Annotated in this window: 9 protein-coding genes; all 9 read right to left on the bottom strand. The window is 73.5% G+C overall.

Annotation, left to right across the window (positions count from 1 at the left end):
- Positions 1–58 precede the first annotated feature (58 nt).
- The 9 genes from ABTZ03_RS28465 to ABTZ03_RS28425 all read right to left on the bottom strand — a co-directional run bounded on the left by ABTZ03_RS28465 (position 59) and on the right by ABTZ03_RS28425 (position 10,271).
- Positions 59–1,900 carry a glycosyl hydrolase family 8 gene (locus ABTZ03_RS28465; protein ID WP_350515955.1) on the bottom strand — a complete coding sequence of 614 codons (1,842 nt, stop codon included), beginning with the start codon at positions 1,898–1,900 and terminating at the stop codon, positions 59–61.
- A 32-nt stretch (positions 1,901–1,932) separates the two neighbouring features.
- On the bottom strand, positions 1,933–4,581 hold the full coding sequence (locus tag ABTZ03_RS28460) for a fibronectin type III domain-containing protein (protein WP_350515954.1): 2,649 nt from the start codon (positions 4,579–4,581) through the stop codon (positions 1,933–1,935).
- Complete coding sequence (locus ABTZ03_RS44290; protein ID WP_502894608.1) at positions 4,545–4,967, bottom strand: beta-galactosidase; 423 nt, start codon at positions 4,965–4,967, stop codon at positions 4,545–4,547. The genes ABTZ03_RS28460 and ABTZ03_RS44290 overlap by 37 nt, the downstream gene beginning before the upstream one ends.
- Before the next feature lie 72 nt (positions 4,968–5,039).
- Positions 5,040–5,975 carry an amidohydrolase family protein gene (locus ABTZ03_RS28450; protein ID WP_350515953.1) on the bottom strand — a complete coding sequence of 312 codons (936 nt, stop codon included), beginning with the start codon at positions 5,973–5,975 and terminating at the stop codon, positions 5,040–5,042.
- Positions 5,972–6,283, bottom strand: a complete 312-nt coding sequence (locus tag ABTZ03_RS28445) for an L-rhamnose mutarotase (RefSeq protein ID WP_350515952.1) — start codon at positions 6,281–6,283, stop codon at positions 5,972–5,974. The genes ABTZ03_RS28450 and ABTZ03_RS28445 overlap by 4 nt, the downstream gene beginning before the upstream one ends.
- Positions 6,274–7,272 (bottom strand): aldo/keto reductase, encoded by a 999-nt coding sequence (locus ABTZ03_RS28440; protein WP_350515951.1) that lies wholly within the window; start codon positions 7,270–7,272, stop codon positions 6,274–6,276. Before ABTZ03_RS28440 ends, ABTZ03_RS28445 begins: the two co-directional genes overlap by 10 nt.
- Positions 7,269–8,033: an SDR family NAD(P)-dependent oxidoreductase gene (locus ABTZ03_RS28435; RefSeq protein WP_350515950.1), complete on the bottom strand. Its 765-nt coding sequence runs from the start codon at positions 8,031–8,033 to the stop codon at positions 7,269–7,271. Before ABTZ03_RS28435 ends, ABTZ03_RS28440 begins: the two co-directional genes overlap by 4 nt.
- A complete protein-coding gene (locus ABTZ03_RS28430) occupies positions 8,030–9,361 on the bottom strand; it encodes an enolase C-terminal domain-like protein (RefSeq protein ID WP_350515949.1) in 1,332 nt (443 codons plus the stop codon). Before ABTZ03_RS28430 ends, ABTZ03_RS28435 begins: the two co-directional genes overlap by 4 nt.
- A 58-nt stretch (positions 9,362–9,419) precedes the next feature.
- Positions 9,420–10,271 (bottom strand): fumarylacetoacetate hydrolase family protein, encoded by an 852-nt coding sequence (locus tag ABTZ03_RS28425; protein ID WP_350515948.1) that lies wholly within the window; start codon positions 10,269–10,271, stop codon positions 9,420–9,422.
- Positions 10,272–10,428 lie beyond the last annotated feature (157 nt).

Raw genomic sequence — 10,428 nt, 5'->3', positions numbered from 1 at the left:
GCTGCGGGCGGGCCGCCCGCAGCGCCGGGGGAGGGGGTCTAGCAGCCCTGGGGTGCGATCAGCGCGTGGTACCCGTCCCGGTCCGGCTGGCGGCCCTTGACGTCGGGGCCGTCGCGCCGGTCCCGCTGCCGGTGGGGGTGACGGTCAGCGCGGTGTCGTCGATGACGAAGGTGGTGGTGCCGCCGTTGGTGTCGGTCTCGGTGCCGGTGAACCTGAGGGTGACGGTCTGCCCGGCGTAGCCGGAGACGTCGAAGGAGCGCTGGACGTAGCCGGGGGCGGCGTCCAGGTTGGAGGTGGTCGCCAGGGTGGTGAGCACCGTGCCGCTGCCGTCCAGGAGTTGGGCCGTGAAGGTGTCCGGGGTCGCGGTGGTGGTGTTCTCGGTGGAGTCGACGTGCTGCCAGTAGCTCAGGGTCGCGGTGCAGCCGCTCGGGATGGCGACGGTCTGGGCGACGGTGTCGGTGTCGGCGCTGCTGTTGCCGTTGAACCAGGCGACCCAGTTGCCGGAGTGCGCGGGTTCGGCGCTGGTGGCGGCGGTGATCGGGTTGAAGCCGAGGGTCGAACCGGTCGTCCAGGGCGCGGTGTCGGCGCCGTTCTCGAACCCGGGGTTGCCGAGCAGTTGGCCGGAGGAGCAGGTGGCCGGGGGCGGGGTGGTCGCGGCGGTCGGGCTCCAGTAGTCGCCCGCCATCACCAGGTAGACCAGGGTCTTGATGGTCTCGCCGTAGTAGTGGTCGCCGAAGGGGTTGGCGCCCAGGGCGTTCCAGATCGCGTCCGTCCAGGCCTGGTCGCCGGCCGCCATCGCCGCCGGGCCGACCGCGTCACCGGCCGCCTCGGACTGCTCGGTGGAGTAGGGCGTGCAGTCCAGCTTGGTGTGCGGGTAGACGTTCTGCGGGTTGCCGCCGGACTCGCCCTTCAGGCAGGCCGACTCCTGCTGGGCGAGCGCGTACGAGGTGGCCGCGGTGGAACTGCCCGACAGCAGCGCGTCGGTGCCCAGGTGCCAGGGGACCCGGATGGAGTTGTAGCCGACGATGTCGTCCGGCTGCTTCTCCTGGTAGTCCGCCGGGGCCGGGCTCGGGGAGGCGGTGTCGGCGCCGATGACGAAGTCCGACACCAGGCCGGCGTTCGGCGAGTACGTGGCGGTGAAGGAGCTGAGCACCGCCTCGGTGCGGGCGATCACCTTGTTCCAGTCGTGGGCGGTGTCGTAGGCGGCGAACGCCCGCAGGTGGTCCAGCATGTGGTCGGAGGGGCGGGTGTCGGTGTTCGGGCCGTCGTCCTCGCACTTGAGGTGCCCGTCCGGCGCCACGTCGTGGGCGTAGACCGAGGCCAGCCACTGCTGGGCGTCGGCGGTGTAGCCGCCCCACTGCCGGTCGGCGAGGATCAGGCCGTAGCCGATGTCGAGGTCGCCGTCGGTGGCGGAGTCGGGGGTGCCGGTGCTGTAGTACTGGCAGCTTTTGCCGTCGAGCTGCCACTGCATCAGCCCGTACTGGTCCCGGTGGTCCTTGACCAGCTGCCACATCCCGTCGAACTCGCTCTGGGCGTCGGCGTCGTAGCCCGCCATCAGCGGCACGATGTTCATGCCGTAGCCCTGGCCCTCGGAGACCGGGCCGTTGTCGGTGGCGTCGCCGTCGCCCTTGGTGGAGACGTAGTACTCGTTCGAGGCGCAGCCGTGGACCAGGTAGTTCGCCTTCCAGGAGTCGTACTGCTTCTCCACCGCCGCGTCCCGGCTCGCCTGGGGGGCGGAGGGCGTGATGCCGACCTGGTAGGCGGTGTGCGAGGGGAAGGGGTGGGCGGGGGCCGTGGCCGGGGCCGCGTGGGCGGGGGCGGCGGCCAGGGCGGTGAGGGAGAGCCCGACCAGGGCTCCGGTGACCACTGAGGCCCAGGGCCTCGTCCATCGTGTGCGCATTCCGACTCCTCGGGTGGGGGTGGGGTCCGTGGTCAGGAAGCGGGGGTGGTGACGGTGGCGGTGCCGACCGGGCCGGTGCCGGTGGCGGTGACCGCCGCGACGGTGAAGGTGTACGTGGTGCCGGGCTCCAGGCCGTCGACCACCCGGAACATCGCCTTGCGGGCGGGCTGGGTGTCGAGCGCGTCCCGGCCGGTGACGGCGATGGTACGGCCGTCGGAGGCGGTCACGGTGTAGCCGATGACCGGGGTGTCGCCGGTGCTCTCCGGGACGGCCCAGTGCAGGCTGACGGCCCCGGCGGAGGCGTAGCCGGTCACGCCGGTGATCGCGGCGGGCTGGGCGCCGCCGCCGGTCGTGGGGGTGACCGGTGCGGCGGGGACGGACTCCGCGCCGCGCCCCCGGTCGTTGCGGGCGGTGACGGTGACGGTGTACGCGGTGCCGTCGGCCAGGCCGGGGACGACGCCGTAGCCGGTCCGGGCGAAGTCCTCCGCGGAGACCTCGGCGGTGACGCTCCGGCCGCCGCCGGTCGCGGTCAGCCGGTAGGACTCGACCGGGGAGCCGTGGTCGACGTAGGCCGGGCTCCAGGTCGCGTAGACCGCGCCGTCGGCGGCGAAGGTGCCCACCCGCAGCGGCGCGGCGGGGACGGCGGGCTCGGCGGTGCGGACGTCCAGCACCCAGCGGTGGCCGGGCTCGACGCCCGCCGCGGCGACGACGTCGTCCGGGGCGTCGGAGGGGTCGGCGAGGAGGTGGTTGTCGCGGGTGACCAGGCCCTTGTTGTCGCCGTCCGGGGTGCCCTCCTCCCACCAGTTGCCGCTGATCAGGGTCGGGTCGTTGTTGCCGAGGGCGTCCCGGTAGTCGGTGTGGCGGCTGGCGACGTCGGCGAAGCTGACGCCGTACATGACGTTCCCGGCGACGGTCTCGTAGGTGCAGCCGTTGTCGGTGTAGACGGCCTTGCCGATGCCCCACTGGTCGTGGATGACGTTGCCGGTGACCTTCTCGCCGTCGGCGAGCGAACTGCCCGTCAGCCCCTGGGTGTAGATGCCGGCGCCGTCGTCCAGCACCTGCATGTGGTCGTGGATGAGGTTGTCGCTGACCTCGTTGTCGTGCGAGTAGTTGGGCGTGGCGGGGTGCTTGATCTTGTCGGGCCAGCCGCCCCAGCCGAGCGAGATCGCGGTGTAGGGGATGTGGTCGATCTGGTTGTGGGAGATCGTGTCGTGCCGGCTGTAGCCGTTCAACACGGCGACGCCGCCCCGGAATTCGACCGGCAGGGCGTAGAGGTGGTTGTCGGTGACCAGGTTGTCCCGGGTGATGTCCGCGGCCGTGGCGGGGTCGGTGACATCGGTGCCGCCGACCTCGACGCCGTTGCCGGAGATGTCGGTGAAGACGTCGTCGCGTACGGTCGACTGCTGGGCGCCGTCGCCGAGTTCGAGCCCGGCCGCGCCGAGGTGGGTGAACACGTCGCCGCTGAACTCGACCCGTTGGCCGTGCTGCACGGAGACGTTGCCGGGCTCCTTGGTCCAGGCGCCGTACGGGCAACTGCCGCCCTGGGCGTAGCCGCACAGGCCCTCCGTCGCGTAGCCGTTCGGCCCGGTGAGGGTGTAGCCGGCCTGGATCTCGGAGAAGCCTTCGGGGGTGGAGGGGGTGAGCCAGGTCGCGTACTCGAAGCGCAGGCCGCGGAAGGCCAGGTCGTGCACGGGGGCCTGGGCGGTGCCGGCGGCGGTGACGAGCTGCTGGAGCACCGGGGCCTCGACGTCGGTGCCGTCGTCGGTGAGGTCCTCGCCGGGGCGGGGGCGGTAGTAGACGGTGCGCTCGGTGCGGTCGAGGTACCACTGGCCGGGTTGGGTCAGCAGCTCGAAGGCGTTCTCCAGGTAGGCGGGTTGGGCGTGTTCGGTGAGCGAGCCGGGGCCGACCATGTTGACGGTGCGGCCGGGGTTGTCGGGGAAGACGGCGCGCTTGGTGGAGTTGTCCCAGCAGGGCTGGGCCATGGTGATCTCGGTGCCGTGGACGGCGGCGACGGGGCAGCGCGGTTCGGTCCAGCCGCCGAGGCCGTACGTCCTGGCGTTGAACACCCCGGTGCCGCCGGTGTAGACGAACTCCAGGTCGGCGGGGTTGCGCCAGTGGGCGAGGGTGTCGGCGGAGGCGGTGTAGCCGGTGTCCGTCCTGGTGAGGGTGACGGGCAGGGCGCCGGCGGCGCGTTCGGCCCGGACGCCGTCCACGTAGAGCTGCCGGGTGTTGTCCAGGCCCTGGGGGGCGGGGGCCGACCACAGGCCGGGGTGGTCGGGCGCGGGGCGCCAACGGGTGACCCGGGCCCCGCCGCTGAGGACGGTGGAACCGGTGCCCTGCCAGACCACGGTGTGGCCGTTGCCGCCGGAGTCGGCCGCGTCCAGGGCCAGCGGGTGGTCGAGGCGGAAGGTGCCGGGGCCGAGGTGGACGGTGAGGTCGGCGGTGAGGTGGGCGGTGCGGGAGCGGACCAGCTGCCGGGCCCGGTCGAGGGTGCGGACCGGCCGGTGGGCGGTTCCGGGGGCGTCGTCGTGGCCGTGCGGGGAGACCCAGACGTCCTGGGCGCGGGCGCGCTGCCCGTCGTCCGCCGCGGCGCCCGGGCCGCCGAGCAGGGCGCCGGTGGTGGCGAGGGCCGCCGCGAGGGCGATCAGCCCGGACCGGGTCCGGGCGCGTGCATCCGACATGGCCGTCCTTCGGGGGAGTGGGATGGCATGTGCTTCATCTGATGGATCGTCAGGTCGTGCCGCCGGCCGCGAGGCCGAGGAGGGTGAGCGCGACGGTGCCGGGCCCCGCCGGGCCGGTGCAGGCCGGCGGCGCGCAACTTCTGCAGGACGTCCCGCCAGAGGCGGGGGGCGGGCAGCCGGAAGGGGTGGAACTCGCCGGACCAGACGGGGGTGCGGCGGCCGTCGACCAGCAGAGAGTGGCGGTCGAAGGTGACGGTGTGCGTGGGGTCTCTGCAGTCCTCCGGCGGTGCGGCGGCGGCCGCCGGGCCGGCGCCCAGCCCGCCGGTCGCGAGCCCGGCCGCGACGCCCCCGCCCAGGACGGCGAACTGCCTTTCGCTGATGGGCATCTGGCGCCTCCCGATCGGATGAAAACCGGAACGACACAGCTATACATCCGATCAATGAGAAAGGAAAGGTTCCTAACAGCTCGGATTTTCCCGGGAGTTGCGGTACTCGGCGATGCCGTCCGGGGGTGATACATCGGAGGACTCGGGGCATATGGCGTCGCACCGGAGGTCGTACGCGCGGACCGCCGTGCCGCCGAACACCTCAGCCCGCTCGTCCGTGCCCAGGGCGGAGGTCAGCTCCCGGGCGGTTGCCAGCACCCGGCCGTAGGGCGCGGCCAGCAGGCACACCGGCCAGTCCGAGCCGAACATCAGCCGGTCCGGCCCGAAGGCCTCCAGGGCGAGGTCGGCGTAGGGGCGGAGGTCCGGGATCGTCCAGTGGGCCCAGTCCGCTTCGGTGACCAGGCCGGAGAGCTTGGCCACCGTGTTCGGCAGTGCCGCGAACCGGCGGAGTCGGCGGGCCCACGGCTCCAACTCGCCGGAGGCGACCGGCGGTTTGCCCAGGTGGTCGAGGACGAAGGTGAGGTGCGGTACCGCCCGGGCGGCGGCGGTCGCGGCCGGCAGCTGGTGCGGCAGCACCACCAGGTCGTACGCCAGCCCGGCGTCCGCCACCGCGGCGAGGCCGCGCAGGACGTCGGGGCGTACCAGCCAGTCCGGATCCGGCTCGCCCTGCACCTGGTGGCGGATGCCCACCAGCCGTTCTCCGCCCGGGAGTTCGCGCAGAGCGGCGAGCCGGTCGGCGACCTCCGGCGCGGTGAGGTCGGTCCAGCCCACCACCCCCGCCACCAGTCCGTCGCCCGCCGCCAGCGCCAGGAACTCCGGGGTCTCCGCGGCCACCGTCACGGTCTGCACCAGCACGCTCGCTCGCACCCCGGCGGCCGCCGCCTCGGGGTGCAGGTCGGCGAGCGAGAAGTCCCTTCGCAGCGGTGCCAGTTGATCCCCGGTGAGCCAGTCCTGGTCGCGGACCGAGAGGTCCCAGAGGTGGTGGTGGGCGTCGACGATCGGCGTCAAAGCTCCCACACCACCGGGAGGCCGGCGGCGGCGCCCTCGGCCGAGTAGTCGTGCACCACGTCCAGCAGCTCGGCCATCCGGGCCTGCCAGGCGACGTTGACCGGCAGCCGCTCCAATTCGGCCAGCAGCCGGGCGTAGTCGGCGCAGTCCAGCAGGTGGAAGAGGTCGGTGCCGCTGCGCCAGATGGTCCAGGAGGTGACGCCGGCCGCGCGGATGGCGGCGGTCAGTTCCTCGGGCACGGCTCGGTGCGCCTGCTCGTACGCGGTGACGCGGTCGGCGCGTACGCGGGTGTGAAGGGCTACTCGCACGGGGGCTTCTCCCATGGGGACGTCGAAGGCGTGGGCACGTGGCGGGGCAGCAGGCCCTCGGCGCGCAGTTCCTCCCACAGGGCCGGGGGGACGGGCGTGCCCAGCAGGGCGGCCGCGTCGTGGGCTTCCTCGGCCGAGCGGGCGCCGACCAGCACGCCCGCCACCGCCGGGTGGCCGAACGGGAAGTGCAGCGCGGCCGCCCGCAGCGGGACGCCGTGCCGGGCGCAGGCCGCCCTCAACCGCAGGGCCCGGTCGAGGAGTTCGGATGGGGCCGGGGCGTAGTCGTAGGTGGCGCCGGGCCGGGGGTCGGCGAGCAGGCCGGAGTTGAACACCCCGCCGATCACCACCGCCACCCCGCGCCGGTGGGCCTCGGGCAGCAGCTCGTCGAGGCCGCGCTGGTCGAGCAGGCTGTACCGGCCGGCCAGCAGGACGGCGTCCAGGTCGGTCTCCCGGACGAACCGGGCCGGGACCGAGGTCTGGTTCATGCCGATGCCGATCGCGCCGACCACGCCCTCCGCGCGCAGCCGTTCCAGGGCCGGGTAGGCCTCGGTGAGGGCCTGGTCGGCGTGGTCGTCCGGGTCGTGGAGGTAGACCAGGTCGATCCGGTCCAGGCCGAGCCGGGTCAGGCTGGCCTCCAGGCTCCGCCGTACCCCGTCGGCGGTGAAGTCCCAGCGGCGGCGGTGGGTCGCGGGCACGGCGAAGCCGTTGGCCAGGTCGTCGCCGTCGGGGGTGTCGAGCGGTTCGAGCAGCCGGCCGACCTTGGTGGAGAGGGTGTACGCGGCGCGCGGCCGGTCGCGCAGGGCGGCGCCGAGCCGGCGTTCGCCGAGGCCCAGCCCGTAGTGCGGGGCGGTGTCGAAGTAGCGCACCCCGCTTGCCCAGGCCGCGTCCACTGCCTCGGCGGCCGCCCGGTCGGTGACGGGGGCGTAGAGGTTGCCGATCGCGGCGCCGCCGAAGCCGAGCGGGCCCACGAGTCCGCGGAGCGTGCTCACGAGGTCGCGGGGCGCAGCCGCAGGCCCGCCATGCCGCCGTCGACGGCGAGGGCGGTGCCGGTGACGGAGCCCGCGGCCGGCGAGGCGAGGTAGACGATGGCGGCGGCCACCTCCTCGGCGGTGACCAGCCGGCCGTGCGGCTGGCGGGCGCTCAGGGCGGCCCGCTCGGCGGCCGGGTCCTCGGCGGCGGACAGCAGCCGGCCGACCCAGGGGGTGTCCACCGTACCGGGGTTGACGCAGTTGACCCGGATGCCCTCGCGGACGTGGTCGGCGGCCATGGCCAGGGTGAGCGAGAGCACCGCGCCCTTGCTGGCCGAGTACAGCGCGCGCTGCGGCAGGCCGGCGGTGGCGGCGATGGAGCAGGTGTTGACGACGGCGGCGTGCGCGGAGCGGCGCAGGTGCGGCAGCGCGGCCCGGGTGGTGCGGACGATCCCGAGCACGTTCACGTCCAGCACCCGGTGCCACTCCTCGTCCGGATTGTCGGCGACGGTGCCGGCCGCGCCGATGCCCGCGTTGTTGACCAGCACGTCGATGCCGCCGAGCCGTTCGGCCGCCTCGGCGACGGCGGCCCGCACCGAGGCGTCGTCGGCCACGTCGGCGCGCAGCCCGTGCAGCGGCTTCTCGGCGCCGGTCGGGTCCAGGTCGAGCACCGCGACCTCGGCGCCGCGCGCCGCCAGCAGCCGGGCGGTGGCCAGGCCGATCCCGGAGGCGCCGCCGGTCACCACCGCGCGCAGTCCGGTGAACTCGTCCGTACCGTTCATGCGGGGATCTCCTCGGTCCGGGCCAGGTCGGCGGCCCAGAAGCCGCCGTCGGGGTAGGTGTAGCGGCTGATCGAGTCGGGCAGCATGGCGGCCGAGAAGCCGGGCGCGCACGGGGCGCGGTAGCGGCCGCGGTCGATCACGACGGGGTCGAGGAAGTGCTCGTGCAGGTGGTCGACGTATTCGATGACCCGGTCCTCGGTGCTGCCGGACAGCGCGACGAAGTCGAACATGGCCAGGTGCTGCACCAGTTCGCACAGCCCGACGCCGCCGGCGTGCGGGCAGACCGGGACGCCGTAGCGGGCTGCCAGCAGCAGGATCGCCAGGTTCTCGTTCACCCCGCCGACCCGCGCCGCGTCCAGCTGGAGGATGTCGATCGCCCCGGCCTGGAGCAGCTGCTTGACCACGATCCGGTTCTGCGCGTGCTCCCCGGTGGCGACCTTGACGGGGGCGACGGCCGCGCGGATCGCGGCGTGGCCGAGGATGTCGTCCGGGCTGGTCGGCTCCTCGATCCAGTACGGGTCGAACTCGGCCAGGGCCCTGGTCCAGTCGATCGCCTCGGCGACGTTCCAGCGCTGGTTGGCGTCGACGGCGAGCCGGATGCCGGGGCCGATCGCGGCCCGGGCCGCCCGGCAGCGGCGGATGTCGTCGGCGAGGTCGGCGCCGACCTTGAGCTTGATCTGGGTGAAGCCGTCGGCGAGGGCCTGGCGGGCGAGCCGGCCGAGCTTCTCGTCGGAGTAGCCGAGCCAGCCGGGCGAGGTGGTGTAGCCGGGGTAGCCGTGGTTCAGCAGCTCCGCGGTGCGTTCGGCCCGTCCGTCGGCACCCCGGCGCAGCAGGTCGAGGGCGTCGGCGGGGGTGAGGGCGTCGGCGATGTAGCGGAAGTCGACCTGGGAGACCAGCCATTCGGGCGTGGCGTCCGCGAGCAGCCGCCAGAGCGGCTTGCCGGCGCGTTTGGCGGCGAGGTCCCAGACGGCGTTGACCACGGCGCCGACGGCCATGTGCATCACGCCCTTCTCCGGGCCGAGCCAGCGGAACTGGCTGTCCCCGGTGAGCGCCCGGTTGAGCGAGGCCGGGTCGGCGCACACCTCCTCGACCGACCGGCCGAGGACGTACGGGCGCAGCGCGTTGATCGCGGCCACCTGGACGTCGTTGCCGCGCCCGATGGTGAAGCAGAACCCGTGGCCCTCCAGACCGTCCCCGGCGTCGGTGCGCAGCACCAGGTAGGCGGCGGAGTAGTCCGGGTCGGGGTTCATGGCGTCGGAGCCGGCGAGCTCGCGGGAGGTGGGGAAGCGGATGTCGTAGGTGTCGACGGCGGTGATCCGCGCGGTCACGTGCGCTCCTGTCTCGGGCGGTCCCGGCTCGGGGGGGCGTTCTCTTCGAGTCGGGCTCTCAGGCCGGGGTGAAGGTCTGACGCTGGGTGCCGAGGCCGTCGATGGTCAGCTCGACGCTCTGCCCGGGCCGCAGGTACGGCTTGTCCGGCCGGCCGAGGGCGATGCCGGCCGGGGTACCGGTGTTGATCACGTCGCCGGGTTCCAGGACGAGGTGCCGGCTCAGGAAGTGGACCAGGTGGGCCACGTCGAAGATCATGTTCTTGGTGCTGCCGTGCTGGCGCGGCACGCCGTCGACGGAGAGTCGCAGCTCCAGGTCCTGCGGGTCGGTGATCTCGTCGGCGGTCACCAGCCAGGGGCCGAGCGGGTTGAAGGTCTCGCAGGACTTGCCGAGGTCCCACTGTCCGGAGTACTCCAGCTGGAACTCCCGCTCGGAGACGTCGTTGCTGATCGCGTAGCCGGCGATCGCCTCCCGGGCCTCCTCGGGGGAGTCGAGGTAGCGGGCGCGGCGGCCGATCACCACGGCGAGTTCGACCTCCCAGTCGGTCTTGACGGAGCCGCGGGGGATGAGGACCTTGTCGTACGGGCCGACGACGGTGCCCGGGTCCTTGAGGAACACCACCGGCCGGGTGGGGATCGCGGCACCGGTCTCCTCTGCGTGGTCGCGGTAGTTGAGCCCGATGCAGACGACCTTGCCCGGGCGGGCGACCGGGGCGCCGACCCGCAGTCCGCCCGCGGTCGTCTCCGGCAGCCGGTCGGCGGCGAGCGCCTCGTGCAGGCGGGCCGGGCCGTCGTGGGCGAGGAAGTAGCCGTCGTAGTCCGGGGTGACGGCGGAGGCGTCGAGCAGTCGGCCGTCCGGAGTCTGGATCACCGGGCGCTCGGCCCTGACCGGGCCCAGGCGCATCAACTTCATCAGAGCGACTCCCATACATCCGATGACTTGCTGCCGTGGTGCTGGACTCTACGAGCCGTCGGATCCGACGGCAAGGGATTCATCCGAGGTCTCTCCGAGACATCGTCAGGAAGCTTGCCGAAATGCTGCTGTCCGGACCCTTGCGGGTGTCCGGCCC

Origin of the sequence: Kitasatospora sp. NPDC096077 (assembly GCF_040303245.1) — a bacterium.
In the GTDB taxonomy this organism is placed as follows: Bacteria; Actinomycetota; Actinomycetes; order Streptomycetales; family Streptomycetaceae; genus Kitasatospora.
This window is presented reverse-complemented; position numbering and strand designations above follow the sequence as displayed.

Excerpts from the sequence above, each read along its gene's own strand:
- ABTZ03_RS28465 (WP_350515955.1), bottom strand. The coding sequence starts at position 1,900 with ATGCGCACACGATGGACGAGGCCCTGGGCCTCAGTGGTCACCGGAGCC.
- ABTZ03_RS28460 (WP_350515954.1), bottom strand. The coding sequence starts at position 4,581 with ATGTCGGATGCACGCGCCCGGACCCGGTCCGGGCTGATCGCCCTCGCG.
- ABTZ03_RS44290 (WP_502894608.1), bottom strand. The coding sequence starts at position 4,967 with ATGCCCATCAGCGAAAGGCAGTTCGCCGTCCTGGGCGGGGGCGTCGCG.
- ABTZ03_RS28435 (WP_350515950.1), bottom strand. The coding sequence starts at position 8,033 with ATGAACGGTACGGACGAGTTCACCGGACTGCGCGCGGTGGTGACCGGC.
- ABTZ03_RS28425 (WP_350515948.1), bottom strand. The coding sequence starts at position 10,271 with ATGAAGTTGATGCGCCTGGGCCCGGTCAGGGCCGAGCGCCCGGTGATC.